Origin of the sequence: Roseovarius arcticus (genome assembly GCF_006125015.1) — a bacterium.
GTDB classification, from domain to species: domain Bacteria; phylum Pseudomonadota; class Alphaproteobacteria; order Rhodobacterales; family Rhodobacteraceae; genus Roseovarius; species Roseovarius arcticus.
On sequence record NZ_SZZN01000001.1, the window covers coordinates 430,331 to 453,667 of the forward strand.

General features: G+C 58.2%; 22 protein-coding genes and 1 pseudogene. 10 read left to right on the forward strand and 13 right to left on the reverse strand.

What is annotated here, in order from left to right:
- Nucleotides 1-49 precede the first annotated feature (49 nt).
- From MK6180000_RS02100 to MK6180000_RS02110, 3 genes are all read left to right on the forward strand, one after another.
- Nucleotides 50-505, forward strand: a complete 456-nt coding sequence (locus MK6180000_RS02100) for an HD domain-containing protein (protein ID WP_342777693.1) — start codon at nucleotides 50-52, stop codon at nucleotides 503-505.
- Nucleotides 506-709: 204 nt separating this feature from the next.
- Nucleotides 710-1,876, forward strand: a complete 1,167-nt coding sequence (locus MK6180000_RS02105) for an aromatic ring-hydroxylating oxygenase subunit alpha (RefSeq protein WP_212751859.1) — start codon at nucleotides 710-712, stop codon at nucleotides 1,874-1,876.
- Between the two features lie 84 nt (nucleotides 1,877-1,960).
- Nucleotides 1,961-2,365, forward strand: a complete 405-nt coding sequence (locus tag MK6180000_RS02110) for a carboxymuconolactone decarboxylase family protein (RefSeq protein WP_138933230.1) — start codon at nucleotides 1,961-1,963, stop codon at nucleotides 2,363-2,365.
- 62 nt (nucleotides 2,366-2,427) lie between these two features.
- Here the strand turns inward: MK6180000_RS02110 and MK6180000_RS02115 are convergent, their stop codons facing one another.
- The 10 genes from MK6180000_RS02115 to MK6180000_RS02160 all read right to left on the reverse strand — a co-directional run bounded on the left by MK6180000_RS02115 (nucleotide 2,428) and on the right by MK6180000_RS02160 (nucleotide 13,665).
- Nucleotides 2,428-4,521, reverse strand: a complete 2,094-nt coding sequence (locus MK6180000_RS02115; RefSeq protein WP_138933231.1) for an acetate--CoA ligase family protein — start codon at nucleotides 4,519-4,521, stop codon at nucleotides 2,428-2,430.
- A complete protein-coding gene (locus MK6180000_RS02120; RefSeq protein ID WP_138933232.1) occupies nucleotides 4,518-5,678 on the reverse strand; it encodes an acyl-CoA dehydrogenase family protein in 1,161 nt (386 codons plus the stop codon). Before MK6180000_RS02120 ends, MK6180000_RS02115 begins: the two co-directional genes overlap by 4 nt.
- Before the next feature lie 12 nt (nucleotides 5,679-5,690).
- Nucleotides 5,691-6,488, reverse strand: coding sequence for an ABC transporter permease (locus tag MK6180000_RS02125; RefSeq protein WP_138933233.1), 798 nt, complete (start codon nucleotides 6,486-6,488; stop codon nucleotides 5,691-5,693).
- A complete protein-coding gene (locus tag MK6180000_RS02130; RefSeq protein ID WP_138933234.1) occupies nucleotides 6,485-7,333 on the reverse strand; it encodes an ABC transporter permease in 849 nt (282 codons plus the stop codon). Before MK6180000_RS02130 ends, MK6180000_RS02125 begins: the two co-directional genes overlap by 4 nt.
- A gap of 4 nt (nucleotides 7,334-7,337) precedes the next feature.
- Nucleotides 7,338-8,345, reverse strand: a complete 1,008-nt coding sequence (locus MK6180000_RS02135) for an ABC transporter ATP-binding protein (RefSeq protein WP_138933235.1) — start codon at nucleotides 8,343-8,345, stop codon at nucleotides 7,338-7,340.
- The gene (locus MK6180000_RS02140) at nucleotides 8,346-9,236 is read right to left on the reverse strand and encodes a beta-keto acid cleavage family enzyme (protein WP_138933236.1); all 891 of its coding nucleotides are present in this window, start codon (nucleotides 9,234-9,236) and stop codon (nucleotides 8,346-8,348) included.
- A gap of 91 nt (nucleotides 9,237-9,327) precedes the next feature.
- Nucleotides 9,328-10,302 (reverse strand): 3-hydroxyacyl-CoA dehydrogenase NAD-binding domain-containing protein, encoded by a 975-nt coding sequence (locus MK6180000_RS02145; protein WP_138933237.1) that lies wholly within the window; start codon nucleotides 10,300-10,302, stop codon nucleotides 9,328-9,330.
- Between the two features lies 1 nt (nucleotide 10,303).
- A complete protein-coding gene (locus tag MK6180000_RS02150; RefSeq protein WP_138933238.1) occupies nucleotides 10,304-11,107 on the reverse strand; it encodes a carnitinyl-CoA dehydratase in 804 nt (267 codons plus the stop codon).
- An 11-nt stretch (nucleotides 11,108-11,118) separates the two neighbouring features.
- A complete protein-coding gene (locus MK6180000_RS02155; RefSeq protein WP_138933239.1) occupies nucleotides 11,119-12,153 on the reverse strand; it encodes an LLM class flavin-dependent oxidoreductase in 1,035 nt (344 codons plus the stop codon).
- Nucleotides 12,154-12,180: 27 nt separating this feature from the next.
- Entirely contained in the window at nucleotides 12,181-13,665 is a 1,485-nt protein-coding gene (locus tag MK6180000_RS02160) for an aldehyde dehydrogenase (RefSeq protein WP_138933240.1), read from the reverse strand.
- A 142-nt stretch (nucleotides 13,666-13,807) separates the two neighbouring features.
- Here MK6180000_RS02160 and MK6180000_RS02165 point away from each other — a divergent pair, with 142 nt between their 5' ends.
- From MK6180000_RS02165 to MK6180000_RS02185, 5 genes and pseudogenes are all read left to right on the forward strand, one after another.
- Entirely contained in the window at nucleotides 13,808-14,209 is a 402-nt protein-coding gene (locus MK6180000_RS02165) for a RidA family protein (RefSeq protein ID WP_138933241.1), read from the forward strand.
- Entirely contained in the window at nucleotides 14,206-15,018 is an 813-nt protein-coding gene (locus tag MK6180000_RS02170; RefSeq protein WP_246040399.1) for an alpha/beta fold hydrolase, read from the forward strand. Before MK6180000_RS02165 ends, MK6180000_RS02170 begins: the two co-directional genes overlap by 4 nt.
- Entirely contained in the window at nucleotides 15,015-17,123 is a 2,109-nt protein-coding gene (locus MK6180000_RS02175) for a CoA transferase (RefSeq protein ID WP_138933242.1), read from the forward strand. The genes MK6180000_RS02170 and MK6180000_RS02175 overlap by 4 nt, the downstream gene beginning before the upstream one ends.
- A 20-nt stretch (nucleotides 17,124-17,143) precedes the next feature.
- Nucleotides 17,144-17,749 carry an amino acid synthesis family protein gene (locus MK6180000_RS02180; protein WP_138933243.1) on the forward strand — a complete coding sequence of 202 codons (606 nt, stop codon included), beginning with the start codon at nucleotides 17,144-17,146 and terminating at the stop codon, nucleotides 17,747-17,749.
- A pseudogene (locus MK6180000_RS02185) lies at nucleotides 17,719-17,871 on the forward strand (IS3 family transposase); the annotation flags it as partial. The gene MK6180000_RS02180 and the pseudogene MK6180000_RS02185, both read left to right, overlap by 31 nt.
- A 64-nt stretch (nucleotides 17,872-17,935) precedes the next feature.
- On the opposite strand, the gene MK6180000_RS02190 reads toward MK6180000_RS02185, so the two are convergent.
- Nucleotides 17,936-19,201 carry a glutamate-5-semialdehyde dehydrogenase gene (locus MK6180000_RS02190; RefSeq protein ID WP_171054498.1) on the reverse strand — a complete coding sequence of 422 codons (1,266 nt, stop codon included), beginning with the start codon at nucleotides 19,199-19,201 and terminating at the stop codon, nucleotides 17,936-17,938.
- A gap of 37 nt (nucleotides 19,202-19,238) precedes the next feature.
- Nucleotides 19,239-20,018 carry a pyrroline-5-carboxylate reductase family protein gene (locus tag MK6180000_RS02195; RefSeq protein ID WP_138933244.1) on the reverse strand — a complete coding sequence of 260 codons (780 nt, stop codon included), beginning with the start codon at nucleotides 20,016-20,018 and terminating at the stop codon, nucleotides 19,239-19,241.
- 274 nt (nucleotides 20,019-20,292) lie between these two features.
- Between MK6180000_RS02195 and proB the strand changes: the two genes are divergently transcribed.
- A complete protein-coding gene (gene proB, locus MK6180000_RS02200) occupies nucleotides 20,293-21,453 on the forward strand; it encodes a glutamate 5-kinase (protein WP_138933245.1) in 1,161 nt (386 codons plus the stop codon).
- Between the two features lie 425 nt (nucleotides 21,454-21,878).
- Here proB and MK6180000_RS02205 read toward each other — a convergent pair whose 3' ends face one another.
- Nucleotides 21,879-22,286, reverse strand: coding sequence for a LysR substrate-binding domain-containing protein (locus MK6180000_RS02205; protein ID WP_342777734.1), 408 nt, complete (start codon nucleotides 22,284-22,286; stop codon nucleotides 21,879-21,881).
- Here MK6180000_RS02205 and MK6180000_RS02210 point away from each other — a divergent pair.
- Nucleotides 22,285-23,181: an alpha/beta fold hydrolase gene (locus MK6180000_RS02210; RefSeq protein ID WP_138933246.1), complete on the forward strand. Its 897-nt coding sequence runs from the start codon at nucleotides 22,285-22,287 to the stop codon at nucleotides 23,179-23,181. The two genes, MK6180000_RS02205 and MK6180000_RS02210, sit on opposite strands and share 2 nt — an antisense overlap.
- Nucleotides 23,182-23,337 lie beyond the last annotated feature (156 nt).

Consider the following 23,337-nt stretch of genomic DNA (forward strand, 5'->3'; position numbering starts at 1 on the left):
TGCGTCTTCCAATTTTCGATCAGTTCTACCCCAACCAAGGAGACAGACCATGCAGACAGTGAAGTTCCGTAAACTCATTGATGGCGATCGCGAAGACTACGAATTTCTCGAAGAATGCGAGATCACCTATGCATCGCAGGTCGGGACTCGTTTGTTGGAAACACTAGAAAAACTCGAATCCGCAATGTCGGGCTTTCAGGTGACGCGGCTAGAGCATTGCCTGCAAACGGCGAGCCGCGCATGGCGCGATGGCGCCGATACCGACTGGATCGTTAGTGCGTTGCTGCATGATATTGGTGACATTCATTCACCCTATGACCACGACGAGTATGCAGCGCTGATCCTTCGCCCCTTCGTGCGCGAGCAATGCAGTTGGACGGTCAAGCAACACGGCGAATTTCAGAAGTTTTACTACGCAGAGCAGATGGGTAAGGACCCGAACACGCGCGAGCGACATCGCGAAAATCCGTATTTTGACGATTGCGCGGTGTTTTGCGAACGCTAAGATCAGCGGGCGTTCGATCCCGAATACCAAACTCTGCCGCTGGATTTCTTTCGCTCGCACGTTGCGGAGGTTTTCGCCCGCGCTCCCTATGACAAGGCAGTGATCAGGCCAGGCGCGCGCATGCCACTTGTTGACCAGCGGGTAGCGAAATCGCGCCTTCAGGCGGCATGAGCACCTCAAACCCTTTAACTGATGGAGCGCAGGATGTTGGACAGAAAAATGAGCGGGCACACTATCGGCGCGTTTCACACCGTTGACGACCTTCTTGCAAATTGTATCGCCCCCGCCGAAAGGGCCAGTAGCCTACCGCCCACCTGCTACAGCGACGAGGCATTTCGGAAACGTGAGACCGCGGCAATCTTTCAACGTAAATGGATCGGCATTGGGCATGCGGGGCGTTTCAAAAAATCCGGTGATTACGAGGCGATCACCATTGCCGACGTCCCGCTGATTGTTTTGCGCGACAAAGTTGGAAAGCTGCGGGCCTTTGCCAATTCGTGCCGTCACCGCGGCGCGCGCCTGCTGGAGGGCGAAGGAAATTGCCGTGGCATCAAATGCCCGTTCCATTGCTGGAGTTATAAGCTGGATGGAACCCTCGTCGGCGTGCCTCATGCCGAAGAAATTGAGGATTTCGACAAATCTCAATACGGGCTGATTGAGTTCAGGGCCGACGAAGCAAACGGTCTGGCGTTTGTATGCCTCAATGCCGACGCCCCCGAACTTGAGGATCAGCTAGGCGATTTCGCCAAGCTGCACGCGCCCTGGCCGATGGATACGCTGGTCCCAACGCGGCGCCGATCTTTCGAGGTGAATTGCAACTGGAAGGTCTTTCTCGACGTATTCGACGAGTACTACCACCTGCCATTTGTGCATCCTGATACCGTCAATTCGCTTTATAACCGTCCCAAGCCGGGCGATGACGCCAGAGGTGAATACGCCTCGCAATATGGTGCGACCGAGGGTACGGGCGGCTTGCTTGAGGGCCAACAGGATCACGCGTTTCCGCCGATGCCGGGCCTTGATCCCGCTGTGGCGAATGGTGTGCGCTATACGTGGGTCTTTCCGAACATGGCCTTTGCCGTCGGCCGCGATGCGATCTGGATATACGAGGCCACACCGATCAACGCGCGCCAGTGCCACGTGACCATGACCGCGTGTTTTCCGCGCGAGGTAGTGGCGCAGCCCGGTTTTGACGACAAGGTCGCGCATTATTACGAACGTTTGGATGCGGCCATTGCCGAGGATATTCCTGCACTGCAAAACCAGCAGATCGGCCTCAATTCGCCCTACGCCATGCAGGGCCGCGTTCATCCACTGCTAGAATCAAATGTTGCGTCATTTGCACGTTGGTATGCGCAGCAGCTGATTTGAGAGGCTATCCGCCCTGCCACACCCTTACCTCTCATACGGAGTCTGCTAAACCAGTCCGGAAATGAAAAATCGCGGAGATGACAAATGGATGATGACCTTCGAGGCAAGGGCGAAGCGGCACGACGCGAGGTGCTGGGCGATGCATATGTGGACCGGGCAGTCGACGGCGCGACCGCGTTCTCGCAACCTTTTCAGGATGTACTGAACGAGTATTGCTGGGGCATGGTTTGGAGCGATGACGCCCTTGAGCGTAAACAGCGCAGCCTGATGAACTTGGGAATGCTGGCAGCACTTGGCAGAATGCAGGAATTTCGTACGCATTTTCGCGGTGCAGTCCGCAACGGCGCGACGCAGGACGAATTGCGCGCGGCCCTAACACAGATCGCCGTCTATTGCGGTGTCCCCGCAGGCGTCGAAGCCTTCCGCGCCGCCAATGAGGTCAACGCGCAAATAGCCGAAGAAGCCGCCAAAGGCTCCGGTCAGGAGTAAGTGGGAGGAGGTCGGCAGCGGCTGTAGGGATACGCATATCTCTTATTCGAGCCGCGTGCCTCCTATTCGGTGCAGCGCATCAGTACGTCTACGGCAGTAACGCTCTCGGGATAAATAAAGAGCGGGTTGATTTCGATCTCTTCGATAACGATCTCTCTAGCCAACACATTGCTGCAAAAAAGGTGAAGGATCGACGAGATCTGCCCGAGGTCCGCCGCATCCGAGCCCCGAAACCCTGCAAGCAGTCCAGCGACCTTGAGCGATGCCAGCGCCAGTTCAATATCGCGGGTCACGCAAGGCAGCAAAAGGGTGCGCGCATCTCCAACCAGTTCGACCAGAACACCGCCACTTCCAAGGGTGAGCGCATAGCCGAACTGCGGATCGTGCCTAAGCCCGACGAGCAATTCAGCTAAAGGTCTGGGGGACATGGCTTCGACCAGAAACCTGTCCGTCACCGCTTCGGGGTCGCAGGCGGCGACGCGGGTCCGCATCGTCTGCACGGCGCGCGCCACGGCCACGGCGCTGTCCAGCCCGACCACGACCGCGCCCATCTCGGTCTTGTGGGCCAGCTTTGCGCCCATCATCTTGAGAACGACGGGATAGCCAATGGCCTCTGCGGCGTCGGCTGCGTCTGTGGCGCGGACGACGCGTCCCTTCGGCACGGGCAATCCGGCTGCCTTGACCCACGCTTTTCCTGCGTCTTCGGTCAATATCCGGGATGCCGTGCCTGTCATGCGGACCTCTAGCGGAAGGGGCGGATCACGCATGATCCGATCTCTGGCTGCAGTCCAATCTGCGGCGGCAGCGATGGCATTCAGCGTCTCATGAAGCCCCTGCATGGGGGCGACACCTTTGCCGATCAGGAACTCGCGCGTTTCAGGATCAAGGTTTTCCGGCAAGGTGGCACAAATCGCGGCAGGCACGCCCTGCTCCTTGGCGGCCTCGGCAAAGGCGGCGGCGTCGTTCTGATAATGTATCTTGGAGCCGTCCAGCCCCGGTAGCGGGTAATCCTGCACCAGAAGCGCGGAATCGGCACCTACGGCCTGCATCATAGCGGCAAAGACCGGTTTCGTACGCTCAAACTGTCCCCATATTGGTGTCGTGTAATCCAGAGGGTTCGACACCGTGGCAATGCTGGGAAGCAGTGCCTTTAGGCCCGCTGCCACTTGCGGCGCAATGGCAGGGAATTCCAGCCCAATGCCCTCAGCATGATCTGCCAGCATCGTCGCACCGCCACCTGAGCAAGTGAAACCTGCAACGCGCGGCCCTTTCGGCGCGCCGACGACGCAGAGATACTTCAGCGTCTCCAGCATTTGCGCCGGGCTGGTGACGCTTATGACGCCGGTGCGCTCAAACAGCGCCTGATAGAGTTCCTTTGCACCCGAAAGCGAGCCGGTATGGCTAATCGTTAACGCGCCGCCTATGGCCGAGGTGCCGGTTTTCAGCGCCACAATAGGCGTGCCGCGTGCCAGCGCCCTGAGCGCGGCGCGCTCGAATTTGGGAATATCCTGCAACCCCTCGATATGCAGGCCAATGGCGCGGACGGCCTCGTCATCTGCGAAAAAGTCGACGTAATCCTCCAGCCCCAGGACCGCTTGGTTGCCGGCCGAAACCATGTAAGCCATTGGCAGCGACCGCTGGCTCATCGTGATGTCAGACGACAGCATGCCCGACTGCGTGATGATGGCTGCTCCATAGCCCGGCGACGCGCCACCATGCTCAAAAGACCACAATGCCGAGTTGCCGACATAGTTGATCACGCCATAGCAATTCGGCCCAATCAGAGCCATGTCGCCAACCGCACGCTTAAGCGCCTCTTCGGAGGCGGCACCCTCCGGTCCCGACTCCTTAAAACCAGCCGAATAGCACACCACGCCGCCTGCTCCCATCGCGGCCAACCGCGCCACGGTATCAATCGCAGACGCGACAGGAACGGCGATATATGCCGCATCCGGCGCCTCTGGAAGATCGTCGAGACTGGACAGACAGGGCACGCCGGCTAGTTCAGCGCGGGCCGGATTTACCGCCCAGATCTGGGCGGTAAAACCGCGCCTGCGCGCCTCCCTGATCGCTGTGGCTGCATCCGTCCCACCGATAAACGCGATATGGCGGGGGTTCAAAAGCCGCCCAAAATTGGCACGCTGCTGCGGCGTCATGCCCCCAGCGGCCTCAAGATTGAGCGCGTGATGATATGGCGCTGGATTTCGCTGGTGCCGTCCCAAATACGTTCAAGCCGGGAATCGCGCCACAGGCGGTGGATCGGCAATTCCTCCATCAGGCCCATTCCGCCATAAATCTGCACCGTATCGTCGGCAACCTTGTTCAGCATTTCCGAACAGAAAACCTTGACCATAGCGGCATCGGCATCCTCTAGCTGGCCCGCATCGGCGCGCTGCACGGCGTCGGCGACCAGCAGGTCGGCGGCCCTCAGCCCAATGGCCATGTCTGCCAGCCGAAATCCAGTCGCCTGAAAGGTGCCGATGGGCTTGCCAAACTGCTTGCGATTTGCGGCCCAGTCAGTGGCCATTCCCATCAGCCGCTCGGCCTTGCCGCAGCAGGTGGCGCCTACCCAGATACGCCCCATGCCCAGCCATTTGCCAGCCAGCTCTAGCCCGCGCCCCTCCTCGCCCAGGAGCTGTCCCGGCCCCAACCGGACGTTGTCGAAGCTCAACTGAAAATTCTTGTAGCCGCGATAGGAGACGCATTTGTTGCCCTCACGGCACTCAAAGCCGGGGATGCCGATATCGACCAGAAATGCGGTCACACGCTTGCGCGGGCCGCGCTTTGTCTCATCCATTCCGGTCGCTGCGAATACGATAGCAAAATCCGGCATACACGGGCCGGAAATGAAATGCTTGGAGCCATTGAGGATCCAGTCATCGCCATCACGCACCGCGCGCGATTTCATCCCCATCACGTCTGATCCCGCCTCAGGCTCGGTCAGGGCAAACAGCTCACGCTTTTCGCCGGTCACGCACGGGGTCAGGTAACGCTCGATTTGGTCGCCCTCGCAGGCCAGTAGGAGCTCGGTCGGGCGTGCAATCCAGCTGTGTAGCGCATGAGTGGTTTTGCCATACTCCCGCTCGATCACCGCCATTTCGGAATAGTTCAGCCCGCCGCCGCCCACATCCTCGGGCAGGTTCGCGGCGAAAAGGCCGACCTCCTTTGCGCGCGCTTCAATCTGGCGGCCTAGTGCCTCGGGCACCTCTCCGGTGCGGTCAACCATGTCCTCATGCGGATAAATCTCAGCCTCCATAAAATTGCGCACTGTGTTCAGCAGCAATTCAGTCTCATGCGATGTCTGAGTGTTCATCTTTGGCTCCGGTCAAGTGCGTGATTGCCGGGCATTGCGCCGCGATACGAGCGCAAAGACCGCAAAAGCAATCAAGGTGAGGGCGATCAGGACCACAGCGGCGGCGGCCACCGTTGGATCCGTATTTTCGCGGATGCCGTTCCACATGCGGCGCGGCAGGGTGTAGATATTGAATTTAGATACGAACAGCGTGACGACGATCTCATCCCAACTGAGGATGAACGCGAAAAGCGCCCCGGCAAATACACCCGGCTTAATCGACGGCAGGATCACACGGCGCATCGTTACCCAGCTAGACGCGCCCAAATTTCGTGACGCCTGCTCCAGCTTGGGGTCAAAATTAGCAAGCGACGCGCTGACCGTGATCAGCACCAGAGGTGCCGCCAGAATGGTATGCGCCAAAATCATGCCCGGATAGGTGTCGAGCAATCCCAGCGGCACCCAGAGCCGATAAAACGCCATAGCCGAAATGATCTGCGGGATAATCATCGGTAGCAGCAGAAAGGCGCGCACAACTTCGCTGTATTTCGACGATACTCGCCAGAGGCCGATAGCGCAGAGCGTGCCGAGAACCGTGGCCAGCGCGGATGTGCTGAGGCCGATCACCGCGCTTTGGAAGAAGCTGGACAACCATTCGGGGCTGGAAAACAGCGCGGTAAAATGGCGCAGAGAATACTCGCCACCTGGCATCGACAGGAAGCGTTTGGGCGTCAGCGACACCGGAATGGCAACCAGCGCGGGCGTGACGAGAAAGAGCAGCAGGATCCACGCGCCCACCCGATTGAAACGTGCGAACAGTCCAGACCTCATGATGCTGTCCCTCCAAACACGGTGCTCAACTTCATGAACCGCGACATGACGTAGAGAAGGCCCAGCACTCCAAACAGCATCAATGCAGCTAGCATCGCCGCCGTGCCCCACTGAAGCGTCACCAGAAGCTGCACATAGATATACTCTGCGACCATCAGCACCTTGCCGCCGCCCAGCACCGCCGGAGTGACGTAGAACCCAAGGCTGAGGATAAAGACCAGCAGCGTCGAGGCGACCAACCCCGGCGTCGTCAGCGGCAGGTAGATGCGCCAAAACGTCTGCGTGCCGCTGGCGCCCAAATTACGCGACGCGTTCATCACCCGCATGTCTAGCGTCTGCATGTTCACCAGCAGCGGCAGGACCGCATAGGGCACCATGTAATGCACCATGCCTATCAGCACGCCGAGCTCGTTACGCATGAATGCAATAGGCTCGGATATAATGCCGATAGTCTCGAACGCGTTGTTCACCAGACCGTTGCGCCCTAGCAGCATCAGCCATGAAAATGTGCGCACAAGGATCGAAATCCAAAACGACACCAGCACGAAACCTAGCATGATATTTCTTTTGTTTTCATGCGCATGAACCATCGCATAGGCGATGACGTATCCAAGGAGCACGCTGAAAAAGGTTGTGATGACGCAGACGCGCACGGTCGTCCAGATGATCCGCACAAGTGCGTCGGATTCGTATAGCTCACGGTAGTTGCCAATGCCTGGTACTGGGTCGGTAAAGCTCAGCCAAAGGATATTCAAAATCGGGCCCAGATAGAACGCGGCGACGATCAGCAAAAAGGGCGCGACCAGAAACCATCCCGGACTGATGTATCTTTCCAAGCTCTTCATTGCCCTATCCCCGCGCCAGTTTCACGCTTGCCGCATCGCTCCACGTCAGATCCACCTTCTGGCCCTTGCTCAGCGGCGCGTGGATGCGCCAACTGTCGACATCCACCTCGACCTCGGTTCCGTCTGCGATGTCGACCATTACTCGCAGCATTGAGCCAAAATACGTGATCGACCGCACCGTACCCGTCAGCCGTGCCGGACCCGCGCCCATGCCCGCCGCCCGAATGTCGATCTTTTCCGGGCGTAGCGCATAGAGGCCGTCCGGCTGCTCCAGAAAATTGCTCTTGCCCAGAAAACTTGCGACAAACCTGCTTTCGGGCTTCTCGTATAGCTCCAGAGGTGTTCCCACCTGCTCAATCCGGCCATCTCGCATAATCACGATCCGGTCCGACATCGATAGGGCCTCTTCCTGATCGTGAGTGACGTAGATGAAGGTCGTGCCGATTCGGTCGTGAATATCCTTGAGCTGGTCTTGAACCTCGACACGCAATTTCTTGTCAAGCGCGCCTAGCGGCTCGTCCAGTAGCAGCACTGGCGGCGCGAAGCTAAGCGCCCGCGCAAGCGCCACGCGTTGTTGCTGGCCGCCCGATAACTGACCGGGTTTACGATCCGCGAAATCCTGCAATTGGACGAGATCCAGCATTTCGTCCACGCGAGCTTTAATCTCGGACGCGGGGCGCCTGCGTACGCTTAGCGCGTAGCCCACGTTTTCGCGCACGGTCATATGTGGGAAAAGCGCATATCCCTGGAACACCATGCCAAAATTGCGTTTTTCTGCCGGGACGTTGGCAATTGAGGCGCCGTCTAGGTCAATATCTCCTGCGGTAATATCGAGAAACCCGGCGATCATCATCAAAAGCGTGGTCTTGCCAGATCCCGACGGGCCGAGCAGCGTCAGAAACTCGCCCTTCTCAATCTTCAGATTGACTTTGTCGACAGCAAGGAAATCGCCAAACTTCTTGGATAGATCGCGGATGTTCAGATTGCCTTGGACAGGCACTAGGCCAGCCATCTAATTAGCTGCCCCGCGCAGCTTCAGCTTGTTGCGGGCCTCTTGCGGGGTGATTGCGCGCCCACCCATGCGCTCGATAATCTCGACCACGCGCGTGACCAGCTGGCCGTTCGTGGCCAGAACGCCGCGATCCAGAAAAATGTTGTCCTCCAGCCCGACGCGCACGTTGCCGCCCATAGCGACAGCCGCCGCGGCCATCGGCATCTGCATGCGGGAAATACCAAAGCCCGCCCAGCTGGCGCCCTGCGGTAGGTGGTCCTTCATCACTTTCATTGTGTCGACGCTCTGATCCGCGCCCCACGGAATGCCGAGGCATATCTGGAACATCGGCGGCGCAGCGATCAACCCTTCGGCAATCATTTGCGTGGCAAAACGAATGTGGCCCAGTTCGAACACTTCCATCTCGGGCTTGACGCCCCATTCAAGGGTCAGCTCCGCCATGCGCCGCAAAGTGGGGGGCGTCGAGATATAGATATTGTCGCCATCACCAAAATTCAGCGTGCCGCAATCCAGCGAGCAGATTTCCGGCAGGCATTCATGGACATGGATCAGACGATCCTCGGCCCCGATCATGTCGGTGCCAGGGCCGGGCATAGCTGGGTTTGTCGCATCTGGAACCCAGTCGCCGCCCATGCCGGCAGTGAGGTTAATGACAACATCCGTGCCGCTGTCCCGGACGCGGTCGACCGCTTCCTTGAATAGCTTTGGATCGCGCGAACCCTTACCAGTCTCTGGATCGCGCACATGAAGATGCGCGACGGCCGCGCCGGCCTTGGCAGCCTCGATCGCGGCTTCGGCCACTTCTTTCGGCGTCACCGGCACATGGGGGCTGCGCCCCGTGGTGTCACCCGCACCCGTGACGGCGCATGTTACTATCACTTCGAAATTCATCTTGATGCCCCTTTTTGTAACATCATTCTTTGTCGGTACGCGAACGAGAGATTATCGAATAATCGACAAATCGGACGTCTGAATGGCGAATTTACGCGCCCGGAGACGCTGCATGCTCCCCATCTCGTCGCACGTCCCGCAGAGCGTTGAGCACGGCGACGATTTCCCTGTCGCGCTGCCCGGCCATGTCTGAAAAATGCCTATCCCCGGCAATTGCATTGCATCCGTCAACCATGCGATCGCGCAGCTCTTGCGTCAGTTCTGGTGCATCAAGTCGCGTCCAAGGCAACTTCAACGCCGGGCCGAACTGATCTAAATTGGTGGCCATTCCCCCCGCCCCGCAGGCCACGTGAAAGGCCATGCACTGGCCTTGTGCCACCATGCGCGGCGCGGGGCCGTTCATTAGGGCAACGTCGATATCTTCGGGGGTTGCCTCGCCATTGGCGACCATGTGCAGCGCCTCGCGCCAGAGCGCCTCTTGCAGACGCGTGGCGATAAAGCCAGGGACTTCCTTTTTCATCAACAGCGGTGCCTTGCCCGCCACCTCATAAAATCGCCCAGCCCATTCGACGGCGGCGGGATCAGTTTTTTTGCCGCCAACAATTTCGACCAGCGGCAGAAGATAGGGAGGATTGAATGGATGCGCGATGACGGTGCGCCCAGGCGTGGCGCAGTCGGCCTGAATATCGCTCATCATCAGGCCCGAAGTGGATGAGCCAATCACGACGTCGGGCGGCACAATGTCACCCAGCGTCTTATACAGCGCCTGCTTCATCTTAAGGTTCTCAGGCGCGCTTTCCTGAATGAACTGCGCACCTTTCACTGCCTCAGACAAATCATGCGACACCGTCAGGCGGTCCAGCGATGCGCCGGGGGCCAACCCCAAGTCGGTCAGGCTACGCCACGCCGTGTCGAGGATTGTGCGGAACGCCGCCACTTCGGCGGGGTCGTGCAAATAGCACGTGACATCATAGCCCCGCGCAAGGAAATGCGCGGTCCATCCGCCACCGATTGGTCCGCCACCGATGCTGGCGATACGGGTAACCTTCCTAGGATCAGGGTGCATCTCAGCGTCCTTTGAAATTGGGTTCGCGCTTTTCAACAAACGCCGCCACGCCCTCGGCGGCATCCTCGGATTTCAGCATCTTGCGGTAGGTTGGCATGGGGTCGGTGCGCATCTTGTGAAACGCTTGCTCCAGCGGCACACATTCAATAGCGCGCTGCACTTCCTTCACGGTCTGCATCGCTAAGGGCGCGGACCATGCGATTGACGCGGCCCATTCGCGCGCGGCATCCATCAGCCCCGCGGCGGGGACCACCTTGTTGACCAGACCATAATGCGCCGCCTCCGCCGCTGTCATGCGGCGGCCCAGCAGAAACATCTCCATCGCGATGTTGCGCGGGATGAGGCGCGGCAGGCGTTGCAGCGCGCCCGCATCAGGCACGATCCCCAAGGGCATTTCAGGCAGCCCGAATTCGACATGATCGGCAGCGATCAACAGATCACATCCCATGGCCATCTCAAACCCGCCGCCAATGGCATGGCCGTTGATTGCGGCAATCACCGGCTTGTTCAGTGTCCAGTTTTCGGTGAGGCCGGTAAAACCGCCCTCGCCGTAATCATCGGTTTCCCACCAGTTATCGAGCTGCATATCGCCATCGTTTAGCGCCTTGAGGTCCCATCCTGCCGAAAATATCCGGTCTCCGCCGCCCGTCAGGATGGCCACGCGCAGTTCCGGATCATCGCGCAACTCCTTGAACGCATCGGCCAGCGCGCGGGACGTGGGAACGTCGATGGCATTCACCTTGGGCCTGTCTAACGTCACTTCCAGAACGTGGCCGTCGCGGCGCACCTTCACTCCATCGGTCATGGTTTTTCCTATCATTGAAATGCTGGGATGACGTCTTGGCAGAACATCCTGAGCGAGCGTTGCTGCGCCTCGTGATCCAGCCCCATTGAGGCGTAATAGATGAACTCATTCGCCCCCAGCGCCTCGTATCGCTTCAACTTTGCGATGCACGTCTCTGGCGAGCCGAACATCAGGTTTTCCTCAAGCATTGCTGGATCGTACTGCTCGCGGCCTTCCAGCTCGCTCAATGGGATCTGCTTGGGAAAGCCGTTGACCACATCGCCAGTGTTGCAAAAAAGGTTTTCGAATTGGCCCAGTAGCGTGCGGATAGCCTTGAGGCCTGCGTCACGATCTGCCGCATTGTCGTAGACACAGGCATGACGCATCAGGGCAAAGCGCGGGATCCATCCGTTATCCGCCTTGGCGATCGCCTCGTCCAATTGCTTTTTGTATATCTCGGCCTCGGCGAACGGGCGGGTCAGCGGCCAACAATTGACGTGGCAGCGATTGCGCATCGCGTAATCGTAGGTGATGGGCGAGCGTGCCGCTATCCAGACCGGCACTTCGGGCTGCACGGGTTTAGGGACGGACGTCGACGTTGGGAACTGCCAGTACTCGCCATCATGGGCATAATCGCCCTTCCATAGCTCGCGGACAGCAGGCAGCATTTCCTGCATGTAGCGCCATGCATCGGACTGCTTTAGCCCCGGCTTCATCCGGTCGAATTCGCGTTGATACGCACCCGATCCGATGCCGAACTCCAGCCGCGCACCACTAAGCAGATCAACCATCGCCGCCTCGCCCGCCAGATTGATCGGGTGCCAGTAGGCCACTGATGCGACGGCGGTGCCTAGGCGGATTTTGTCGGTCTCGCCTGCCCACCACGTCAGCAGTTGGAAAGGGTTCGGCGCGATTGTCATTTCGAGCGCGTGATGCTCGGCTGACCAGACGATGTCAAAGCCGCCCTCCTCGGCCATCTGCACCATCTTGATCGTGTGGCGCACGACGTCGTTCATATCGAGGCTGTCGTCCATCCGCTCGAGGTTGATCGCAAGATGAAATTTCATGAAGTCCGCTCCGTTGTAAAATATGTCTCAGCGCATCACGAACGGGTTCGCCATCGGCTTGTCCGAAGTGTTTATCCAGATCGTCTTGGGCCGGGTGTAGTCATACATCGCCTGAAAGCCACTTTCGCGGCCGTAGCCCGACCCCTTAACGCCGCCAAATTCGGCGATGGGCGACACCACGCGATACGTATTCACCCAGACAATGCCAGCCCGCACCGCATTCGCCACGCGTAGGGATCGCGCACTGTTTTGTGTAAATATCCCGGCGGCCAGCCCGTGCTCGGATGCGTTCGCGAGCGCGATCACTTCCTCTTCGGTCTTGAACCGCTGAACACACAGGACCGGACCGAACAGTTCGGTATCCACAATGCGCAGATCCGGGCGCGGGCACTCGATGATCGTCGGCTCATAGAACAAGCCATCCTCCATCCCTTCGGGCTGCTTGCCGCCGGTCAGAACGGTGCCGCCTTCGGCCTGCGCATGGGCAACCTCGGCCTTGATATGTTCAAGCTGCCCGGTGGTGCAGAGCGGCCCCATCTGCGTGTTATCCTCCAGCGGATCGCCGATGCGAATGGTCTTGGCCATCGCCGTCATGCGGCCCAGAAACGCATCCGCGATATCCTCGTGCAGATAGAGGCGCGACCCCGCGACGCAGCTTTGCCCCGCTGCGCCGAAGATCCCGGCGATGGACGCGTTGACGGCGCTTTCGATATTGGCGTCGTCGAACACGATGAAGGGCGACTTACCGCCCAGTTCCAGCGACACTTCGGCAAAATTGTTCTTGGAGTTTTCCAGCACATGGCGCGCCGCGTTCGGCCCGCCGGTAAATGAGATGCGCGCGACCAGCGGATGCGCGGTTAGCGTGCGCCCGCATGGATCACCATGACCGCTGACGATGTTTACAACACCGGGCGGGAAGCCGGCCTCCTCTATCAGCCTGCCGAAATCCAGCATCGCGCCCGATGCGTGCTCGGACGCCTTCAGCACCACCGTGTTGCCCGCCGCCAGCGCCGGACCGATCTTGACCGCCACGAGGAAAAGCTGGCTGTTCCATGGCACCACGGCGGCGACCACGCCAAGCGGTTCGCGCTTGGTAAAGACGAACATATCGGGCTTGTCGATGGGAAGCGTTTCACCGCTTATCTTATCGGCGCAGCCCGCATAGAATTGAAAGAATTCGGCAATGTAGGCTGCCTGCCAGCGTGTTTCCTTTAGCATCTTGCCGGTATCGATAGATTCAGTGCGCCCCAGTTCCTCAGACTTCCCAGCGAGTAATTCAGCAAGCTTTCTCAGGCACTTGCCGCGCTCCGTCGGTGTCATCTTGGCCCATGGCCCCTCGGTTCCGGCCCGGTGCGCGGCGCGCACGGCGCGGTCCACATCCTCTGCTGTCGCTTCGGGCACGCGGCTCCAGACCTGTCCGTTGCTTGGATTGACGCTGTCGAACAGACCGCCGTCCGACGCACTGATCCACTCGCCGTCAATCAACATTTTATAGGTCCGAATATCACTCATGCCAGGCACTCCTTTGTCGTCGTGATTTGCATTCTTTACGGATAATCTCGAGCGGCCTGCGTTTTTTCGTCGTCCGATGTCGAAAAATAAGAAGGGGCGCCGACACCATGGCGTTTAACATTACGCCAAGGGAGATTTTCAGATGCCAAGAAACAAGCAGATCATTGGAGGACCGCTAGAGATTGGTGGGCGCGTCCTGTCATTGTCGCGGGCCATTCGCGCAGGCGACTTTATTTTTCTGACGGGCCAGATTCCCATGCAGGACGGCGCCCCGATGACCAAAGGATCGATCGAGGATCAGACCCGCGCCGTTCTAAACGACATTCAGGCGACGCTTGCACTGGCGGATTGCGAGCTGACTGATGTCGTCAAGGCGATGGTTTGGCTGCGTGACCGCGCGGATTTTCCGGGGTTCAACGCGATATACGGTGAGTATTTTCCAGTCCAACCACCCACACGCTCGGCCGTGGTCAGCGATCTTTTGATCGACGCCCGCGTCGAGGTAGAGGTTACCGCCTACCGTCCTTTGAAAGCCCCAACATGACGACCATGAAGACGCCCGACGGAACCAGCTATGAGATAGCTGGCCCTGAAAATGCACCCTGCATCGTTCTGATTCACGGGTTAGGCCTGAACCGGCAGTGCTGGCAATGGACCACGCCCGCCCTCATCGGCGATTACCGCGTGCTGACCTATGACCTCTTCGGCCATGGCTACAGCGCTGCGCCACCCCAAATGCCGTCGCTGCAGCTGTTTTCGCGTCAGTTGACCGACCTTTTGGATTATTGCGGCATTGAATCCGCCGCGATTACAGGTTTCTCGCTGGGCGGCATGATCGCTCGGCGCACAGCTCAGGATGCGCCCGATCGAGTCGCGGCCTTGGCTATCTTGCATTCGCCGCATCAACGTACGGATGCGGCGCAGGCGGCGATTCTGAAACGCGTGCAGCAGGCGCGAAAGGAAGGTCCGGCATCAACGGTGGACGCTGCGGTAGGGCGGTGGTTCACTGACGATTTCCGCCATGCCAATCCGGCGATGATGGACCTCGTTCGTACGTGGGTTATGGCCAACGATATTGCGATCTACCACACAATCTACAAGGTTCTAGCCAGCGGCATCGCCGAAATTACCGCCTCGTCACCGCCCCTCACCTGCCCCACTCTGGTGATGACGGGGGACGAGGATTACGGCAACGGCCCTGAAATGGCAGCCGCTATAGCCGCCGAGATTGAAGGTGCCGAAGTGCATATCCTGCCGGGCCTTCGTCATATGGCCCTCGCTGAAAATCCGGACGCCGTGAACCAACCGTTGCAGGCCTTCTTCGACCGAGTTTTCAAAGGACGGGCGCTATGACGACGGACATCCTAAAGGGCATTCGCATTCTGGACCTTAGCCGCATGCTATCGGGCCCTTACTGCACTATGATGTTGGCCGATCACGGCGCCGAGGTGATCAAGATCGAAGGCGCAGGCGGTGACACCAGCCGCACCAATGGCCCTTTCCGTGACGACGACCCCGATCACCTCTGGGCAGGGTATTTCGTCAGCCTCAATCGTAACAAGAAAAGCGTTCAACTTGATCTTAAATCAGAAGAGGGCAAGGCGGCATTTCGCAGACTTGCCGCAACAGCGGAGGTGGTTGTCGAAAACTTCCGCCCCGGCGTTATGGACCGACTGGGCCTGTCCTACGAGAGCCTCGCCGAGGCGAACCCCAAGCTGGTCTATGCCGCCATTCGAGGTTTTGGCGATCCGCGCACCGGGGATAGCCCCTACTCGGATTGGCCTTCATATGACGTTGTTGCGCAGGCGATGGGCGGTGTCATGGCGATCACCGGGCCCGATGCCGATAGCCCCACCAAAGTCGGGCCGGGCGTCGGGGACATCTTTACCGGGCTGATGATGTCGTTCGGTATCATGGCTGCCTTGCGCGAGGCCGAGGCGACTGGCAAGGGGCAGTTTACCGATGTCGCGATGTATGACGCGATGATATCGCTCTGTGAACGCGCCACTTACCTGCATGATATGGCTAGCGCGACGCCCGGCCCTGAGGGCAACGGGCATCCGTTCTTGGCGCCATTCGGCGTGTTCCCGGCCACCGACGGCGCCGTCGCACTGGGCGTTGTCGACGACGCGTTCTGGCGTGCCTTGGCGCAGATCATGGGTCAGCCCGAGTTGGGGACCGATCTGCGTTATGCAACGCGCGGTGCGCGGGCGCTTCACCGCGCGGATGTTAACAACTTGGTCAGCGAATGGACGGCGCAGCATGGTAAAGCTGACTTGACGGGCCTACTGGGCGGCAAGGTGCCGTACGGTCCGCTCAACACGATTGAAGATATCTTTGCCGACCCGCACGTCGCCGCCCGCGGTATGCTGGCACAAATCAATCATCCCACCGAGGCGGGCAAGCCATGGACAGTTTCGGCCAACCCGCTGCGCTTTGGGGGGCGACCGGACGGGGTCTATGCACCGCCGCCAAAACTGGGCGAGCATAATGAACTTGCGCAATTCGCAGCCTCGCAGCAGCCAAGGCCTGAGGACAAACTGGCCTTGCGCGACGCGTTTGGCACCTTTCCCACTGGGGTAACGGTGGTGACCACGCGGCAGGCAGACGGCAAACCGCGCGGATTTACCGCCAATTCCTTTACTTCCGTATCGCTCGATCCGCCTCTACTGTTGATCTGCATCGCCAAGACCGCGCATAGCTGCGATGCGTTTTCCGAAGCTAGGCATTTTGGCATCAACGTCCTGTCTGAGGATCAAAAGGCTGTATCTGGCCTCTTTGCGTCACGCTCGCCCGATAAGTTTGCCGAGGCCGATTGGCACGAGGGGCACGAGGGCGTTCCACTGCTGGACGGCTCGCTCTGTACGTTCGCATGTGCCCGGCACAAGTTGGTGGATGCCGGCGATCACCTTGTCCTGATCGGCCGGGTTCTGGCGCATGAGAAAGTGGACAAGCAGCCTTTGGGATATTTTCGTGGGGGATATTTCTCGATCGGGCTGGAAGAGGAGCTGGTCAAGACCGCAGGCGAGGCAGACAATGTAGCCGTCGGCGCCCTGATCGTTCGGGACGGTCAGCTCGTTTTGCAGGTGCAGCAGGACGGATCGCTCGCCCTTCCTGCCGCACCCAGCAACAACTGCAATCTGGACGGCCTGATTACGTCGCTCAAGAAATCTGGCCTCAATCCGGTCCTGGAACATCTTTATGCCCTTTATCATGACCGCGCTACGGATCAGCACCGTATCTATTACCACGGCATAGTGACTGGCGATGTACCGGCGACGATGCGCTGTTTCGACCTTGCCGACATTCCCTTTGAAGCAATAAAATCTGCTGCCGAACGCAGCATGCTGGCACGCTACAGAGAAGAGTTCCGGCACGGCAGCTTTGGCATCTATCAAGGCGACCAAACTGCCGGAACGGTCAATCGGATCGCAGACAGAACACATTACCAAATTTGAAACGATAACAAGGACACGTCATGCTTGCTGAATTGAGAAAAGTCATCACCTACGATGAAACCATACATCGCGAGGGGCAGCGCGCCGCCACACCGCCACTGCGCATGATCGGTGTCGCGGCCGTGGTACGCAACCCGTGGGCGGGCCGGGATTTTGTGGAAGACCTCGGCCCCGACATCATGCGCATGGCCCCGCCTCTGGGCAAGATGCTGACCGAACGGCTGATCGCACTTGCCGGATCCGGCGACGCCATTGAAGCATATGGCAAAGCCTGCATCGCGGGCACAAATTGCGAGTTGGAGCATGCGTCGGCCCTGATCCACACGCTGCAATTCGGCAATTTCTACCGCGAGGCCGTCGGCGCCAAAAGCTATCTGGGCTTCACTAACACGCGCGGTCCCGCTAACACGCAAGTGCAAATCCCGCTGATGGACAAGCATGATACTGGCCGCCGCTCGCATTACCTGACGGTTCAATTCTCAATCCCAGACGCGCCAGCGGCGGACGAAATTGTGGTCGCGCTGGGTGCGTCGACTGGCGGGCGCCCACATCATCGCATCGGGGATCGCTATTCCGACCTAGCTGCCATGGGCCGCGACGTAGAAAACCCCGCTGGGGTTTCCTGACGCGCGATGCTGCAAGGCAGGACGTGTTCGATTACATTGAGATGTTCTACAACCCGACACGCAAGCACACGAACAACGGCATGCTATCGCCCATTAACTATAAAAAGAACAGAAGAAAATGAACGAGGCAGGCGTCTAGGAAAATAGGGGCACCTCAATGCGCTATCCGTTGCGTCGGTTAAAAACCTACAAACGTTGCTGACCGCTTCCAAAGACAAGATACTTAAAACTTGTCAATTGCTCTGCCCCGACTGGACCGCGTGCGTGCATTTTACCTGTCGCAATACCAATTTCAGCACCCATGCCAAACTCGCCCCCGTCCGCGAACTGGGTTGACGCGTTGTGCATCACGACGGCAGAATCGATGGCACTCATAAAACATTTTGCAGCTTCCATATCCTCAGAGAGGATCGCGTCCGTGTGACCTGACGAATGTTCCTGCACAAATGCGATGGCCTCGCTCAAGTCACCTACAATCTTTACAGATATGATATTGCTAAGATATTCTGTATCCCAATCTTCATCAGTCGCGGGCATGATACCCGGCAGAATACCTTGTGCTTCAGGGTCACCACGTAGCTCGCAATCCCCGAGTGCCGCGGCTAAGAGCGGCAATACCCGAACCGAGATCTTGCGGTCGATTACAACACATTCAGTCGCTCCGCAGATCCCCGTCCGGCGCATTTTTGCGTTCTGGACAATGCCCACGGCTCTCTCGACATCTGCGCTTTCGTGGATATAACTATGGTTGTTGCCATCCAGATGCAGCAGTGTCGGCACGCGGGCCTCCTTTTGCACCAGAGAGACCAATCCGCGTCCACCACGTGGGATGACAAGATCGACGGTGTCTGTGCTGTGCAATAGCAGCTTGACGGCCTCACGGTCACGGGTGTCGACCAATTGAACGGCATCTTCTGGCAGACCTGCCGCCTTAAGACCCGCTGCCAGACACGCGACGATAATGCGCGAGGAATGCAGACTCTCAGAACCGCCGCGCAGGATCACAGCATTGCCGGATTTTACGCAAAGCGCACCCGCATCCGAGCCGACGTTGGGACGCGACTCATATATCATCGCGATGACGCCAATCGGCACACTCACGCGGTCAATCTTCAGGCCATTGGGCCGGTCGAAACTTGCGAGGGTACGGCCCAACGGGTCGGATTGGTTTGCAATGGCATCGACGGCGTCCGCCATGGCGGCCACGCGGTCCTCGGTCAGGGTGAGGCGATCAATAAACGCAGCATCCTTTCCGCTAATGCTGTCCAAGTCGGTTGCGTTCGCAGCCAAAATCTCGCTCGCGCGGGCGCGCAATTCTTTTGCCGCTTCGTTCAATGCCTGATTGCGTTTTTCAGCCGACGCCAAAGACAATTTTTGCGCGGCCGCTTTTGCGCGTTGACCAAGGTTTGCAACGACGGCTGCTACGTCCATCTCGTTCGTATCGGTGCTCATATTGTATTTCCTGTTTACTGCGCCTGTTGCGCGGACCTTATTTCAATTCGGCGGCGCGTCGATATGCGGCCTGCGCGGTATCATTTAGAAGCGCGTCCAGTTGCCCGTCGCGTCGCAGCTCGTCCAATCCGGCTTGTGTCGTTCCGTTCTTGCTGGTTACCGAGTTTCGCAAGTCCTCCAGCGAGGCATCAGACTGTCGGGCGGTTTCAACCGTGCCGCTGATGGTATCAAACACCAGAGCACGCGATGTTTTTTCGTCAAAGCCCAAGCTCTTGGCCGCTTCGACATAGCTGCGCATAATCTCGAACACATATCCCGGACCGCTTCCGCTCACAGCAGTCAGGCGGTCAATTTCATCCTCGCTGGCAAGGGGAACGCACCGGCCTGTCTGAGCGATCAAGGCGGTTACCTCTGCGATCTGTTGTTTGGTGCAAGCCGGGTTTGCATAGAGCCCTGAAACGCCCATCCCCACCATCGCGGCCAGATTTGGCATGACGCGAATGATAGCACCCTCTCCGACAATATTTGCCAAGGTTACAATACTGCACCCAGCCGCGATCGATACGAAACAGCCGCCCGCTTTCAAGGCGGGAATGTAATCGGGCAGCAAGTCGGCGATCATCTGTGGCTTGATTGCGATGACAATAACATCAAATTCTGCGGATGGCAGAGATGTCGCTTTTGTGACATGGGTAATGCCCTCTGGAAGGTCTGCGGCGGCGGGGTCGGCGACTGTAAACTGGTTGCCATCGTGATTGACCCATTGGCGCAGCATCGCGCCGCCCATCTTGCCGCACCCTATTAGAAGTATCTTCAACTTCGGTCTCCTTGTCTTCGGCGAAACCGCACACATTATGTGACGCGCCCCTTTAATAGGGCGCTGGTTCAAACCGGTGAATTTTTATCGGCGCCAAGCAGCCCAAATGCGTCGGAAATTACGCTGCAGCGCAGCAACCTGTTTGCATTCGCTTACGGGGCGCGTGTTATACGACACCCAAACACCTGAATGAGGTCTTGCTATACGGCTGCGTCCAAGGACGCAAACGGTTAGCATTTTTCCTCTTAATACAAATGGATACCGGAGGTATCATATGTCTACGAAAAAAAAGATCGTTGTCAAAATCGGATCAAGCTTGCTCGCCAATAGCAGCAATCTAACACTGCGCTATGCTTTTATGAACGGTCTTTTAAGCGATCTCGCCCAACTTCAAAGGGAGGGTCATAATATTATATTGACGTCGTCCGGCTCGGTTGCGCTGGGGTTAAATATGATCGGAAAACGGCCCGAGGACGCGGGCGTTTTGGACAAGCAGGCCGCAGCCGCCTGCGGTCAGCCGCTGTTGATGAACGCCTACCGTCAGGTCGCATCAGAGTACGATTTGGACGTGGCACAGATGCTGGTAACCGTCGAAGATATGGAAGAACGCCGCCGTTTTCTGAACATCAAGAACACCATGTTGAGATTGTTTGAAAACGACATTATGCCGATTATCAACGAGAACGATACCATTGCGACGCGTGATCTTCGTGTAGGCGATAATGACCGCTTGTCCGCCAAAGTGGCCCAGATGGTGGAGGCGGATGAATTGATCATTTTGACCAGTGTCGAGGGTCTGTATGATCGCGACCCGTCTGATCCGAACGCGAAGTTCATTCACGAAATCGAAGACGTCAGCGAGCATCTCGAAACCACGACTGGTACCAGCGCACTGGGCAGCGGCGGTATGCTCACGAAAATGCATGCGGCAAACATGGCACAAAATGCTGGCGTTGAGACGATTATCGCGGAGGGCATCATCGAACGTCCCGTGTCGTCAGTGCTGAAGAAAGAGCGACGTTTCACCCGCTGTCTTGTTCGGGGTGAAACTGCCTCTCCGTTGAAAGTATGGCTTAGCAACCGTTTGCAGGTATCCGGAACACTCGTTGTCTCCAATGAAATCGCCGAAAATGTCGCTAAAAAGAAAAGCGGGATAAGCCGAATGGATATCATTTCGCTGCAGGGGGATTTTTCGAAAGGGGACGTGCTTCACGTATATAATGAAGATGGTGAGGAAGTCGCCCGCGGGCTTACAAATTTCTCGTCCGAAGAAATAATGCTGCTGGCACGCCATCTGGATATGCCTGTTGAGAATGTCATCGGCTATAAGACGAAAAGCGATATCGTTGGCGCCGAAAATATTCTCGTACTTGAGGAGAACCATCTTCAACTTGAGGCACCGGGACACGATCAGAAAATTGTTGTTCCCGCTTAAGCCATAGCTCTCAACCGTCCTCGGTTCTTGCCGCGAAAGTACCAAAATCTGGGCCTGCAAAGCGTGGTCCACTGATCGAGAAAATGGTGAGTTCATGTTGAAAGGGCCCCTCAACGGCAAACGTCGGCAACAGCCTGTCATTTGCTGATTGTAGTTGGTCCAAATGGATGTTTAGCCGCACTTTGCAAACGGCGAGTGCTGCGCATAGCTGCCGTTCGAAGTCAGCGCAGCATCTGACACATTGGGCTCATTCCTGCCGTTAGCTACGGTGGACACCAAGGTCCGCTTTGGCCGTTCACGTCAATCAGACCGGCGGGGTGCTCAGGATGCATGCCGCGCCGCCGCAGGTTAGCTTAGAGCTCACTTTCACGGGTGCTGTGTGTTGTTTGAATGGCAGCTTTCAAGACTTATACGTTGCGCTCAACTCACTCCGCAGCAATACGTGGGCTGGGCGGCATGTCTGCTGCAACCAGTGCAACAAAAGCCCTCGCCAATTCACTGCCATCGTCGGCCACGCGGATGTGGGTGAGCGGCAGTTGCGGGAGATCGAAGTGTGATGGAGCCTCGACCAGATCGCGGTTCGAAAGCGATAGCGGCAGCGCCGCGACCGCAAGATCAGCCCGCAGGGCCGCGATCTGTCCCATCGACGTATCGCTCGAATAGGCTATCCGATAGGCCCGGCCCGCTGTTTGTAACGCATTCAAAGCCGCGTCACGCCAGGCACATCCCACTTCTGCCACAGCAAGGGGAAGTGGGTCTTGCTGATAGGCGCTCCCTCCATTCAGAACCAGCCATTTCAGTGGCTCCGAGAAGAGGTCCCGTGCCTGAACGATGGATGGCTCAACCTTTTACACCGGTACACACCATCGTAGCGAAGGGTTCTTTGGTCCCGGCCGGGCGATTGACCCCGCGCGGCACTTCATTGTCTGCCCCAACATGTTCGGCAACGGGCTGTCGTCGTCACCCAGCAACAGCGCGGATTCTCAAAACGGTGCGCGTTTTCCTCTCGTTACCTTGTGGAACAATATCGCCTGCCAGCATCGGTTGATCACGGGTCATCTAGGGATTGAGCGGATCGCCCTTGTGGCGGGTTGGTCTATGGCGGGATGTCAGGCCTATCAATGGGCCGCGCAATACCCGGACATTGTCGAGGCAATCCTGCCTTTTTGTGCGTCGGCCCGCACATCGCCGCATAATTTCGTCTTCCTCGAAGGGGTCCGCGCCGCGCTATGCGCCGACCAGAATTGGAACGGCGGAGACTACAATACGCCGCCGGTCGTCGGACTAAAAGCCTTTGCCCGTGTGTATGCCGGATGGGCATTTTCGCAGACATTCTATCGCGAGGGGCTTTATCGCCAACTCGGTTTTGCGGATCCCGAGGCGCTCTTGCAGGACTGGGACGCCGATCACTTGCGCGACTGGGACGCAAACAATCTGCTAGCAAAGCTGGCAACGTGGCAGACTGGCGATATCTCCGCCGGGCCGCTCTACCAAGGTGATTTCAGCGCTGCATTGGGAGCGATCACCGCTCGTGCAATCCTGATGCCTTGCACGCAGGATCTATATTTCCCGCCGGAAGACAATGCAATTGAGGCCAGCATGATGCCGCGCGCTGAACTGCGCCCCTTCGATTCTCCGTGGAGTCACTGCGCAGCCAGCCCCGGCAACGATCCGGGGTTTACCGCCAGTCTTGACGCGGCGCTCAATGAATTGCTGGAGCAAAGGTAGGGGGGCGTTGCACTTGCGAACTCGCATTGGTGGTGCTGACTTTGATCGAGACTGCTGCGGTATCGGGGCATGGAGCCATCAATCACGCTGCCGTAGTAAAGAGTTTCGTGGGAAAGTCGATCTTGCCTCGGACGCCGGACTGATCGATTTAGATGT

Excerpts from the sequence above, each read along its gene's own strand:
- MK6180000_RS02130 (WP_138933234.1), bottom strand. The coding sequence starts at position 7,333 with ATGAAGAGCTTGGAAAGATACATCAGTCCGGGATGGTTTCTGGTCGCG.
- MK6180000_RS02165 (WP_138933241.1), top strand. The coding sequence starts at position 13,808 with ATGCCAAGAAACAAGCAGATCATTGGAGGACCGCTAGAGATTGGTGGG.
- MK6180000_RS02145 (WP_138933237.1), bottom strand. The coding sequence starts at position 10,302 with ATGCACCCTGATCCTAGGAAGGTTACCCGTATCGCCAGCATCGGTGGC.
- MK6180000_RS02180 (WP_138933243.1), top strand. The coding sequence starts at position 17,144 with ATGCTTGCTGAATTGAGAAAAGTCATCACCTACGATGAAACCATACAT.
- MK6180000_RS02210 (WP_138933246.1), top strand. The coding sequence starts at position 22,285 with ATGGATGGCTCAACCTTTTACACCGGTACACACCATCGTAGCGAAGGG.
- MK6180000_RS02155 (WP_138933239.1), bottom strand. The coding sequence starts at position 12,153 with ATGAAATTTCATCTTGCGATCAACCTCGAGCGGATGGACGACAGCCTC.
- MK6180000_RS02175 (WP_138933242.1), top strand. The coding sequence starts at position 15,015 with ATGACGACGGACATCCTAAAGGGCATTCGCATTCTGGACCTTAGCCGC.
- MK6180000_RS02100 (WP_342777693.1), top strand. The coding sequence starts at position 50 with ATGCAGACAGTGAAGTTCCGTAAACTCATTGATGGCGATCGCGAAGAC.
- MK6180000_RS02160 (WP_138933240.1), bottom strand. The coding sequence starts at position 13,665 with ATGAGTGATATTCGGACCTATAAAATGTTGATTGACGGCGAGTGGATC.
- MK6180000_RS02105 (WP_212751859.1), top strand. The coding sequence starts at position 710 with ATGTTGGACAGAAAAATGAGCGGGCACACTATCGGCGCGTTTCACACC.
- MK6180000_RS02140 (WP_138933236.1), bottom strand. The coding sequence starts at position 9,236 with ATGAATTTCGAAGTGATAGTAACATGCGCCGTCACGGGTGCGGGTGAC.
- MK6180000_RS02135 (WP_138933235.1), bottom strand. The coding sequence starts at position 8,345 with ATGGCTGGCCTAGTGCCTGTCCAAGGCAATCTGAACATCCGCGATCTA.
- MK6180000_RS02120 (WP_138933232.1), bottom strand. The coding sequence starts at position 5,678 with ATGAACACTCAGACATCGCATGAGACTGAATTGCTGCTGAACACAGTG.
- MK6180000_RS02190 (WP_171054498.1), bottom strand. The coding sequence starts at position 19,201 with ATGAGCACCGATACGAACGAGATGGACGTAGCAGCCGTCGTTGCAAAC.
- MK6180000_RS02170 (WP_246040399.1), top strand. The coding sequence starts at position 14,206 with ATGACGACCATGAAGACGCCCGACGGAACCAGCTATGAGATAGCTGGC.
- MK6180000_RS02115 (WP_138933231.1), bottom strand. The coding sequence starts at position 4,521 with ATGACGCCGCAGCAGCGTGCCAATTTTGGGCGGCTTTTGAACCCCCGC.
- proB (WP_138933245.1), top strand. The coding sequence starts at position 20,293 with ATGTCTACGAAAAAAAAGATCGTTGTCAAAATCGGATCAAGCTTGCTC.
- MK6180000_RS02110 (WP_138933230.1), top strand. The coding sequence starts at position 1,961 with ATGGATGATGACCTTCGAGGCAAGGGCGAAGCGGCACGACGCGAGGTG.
- MK6180000_RS02125 (WP_138933233.1), bottom strand. The coding sequence starts at position 6,488 with ATGAGGTCTGGACTGTTCGCACGTTTCAATCGGGTGGGCGCGTGGATC.
- MK6180000_RS02150 (WP_138933238.1), bottom strand. The coding sequence starts at position 11,107 with ATGACCGATGGAGTGAAGGTGCGCCGCGACGGCCACGTTCTGGAAGTG.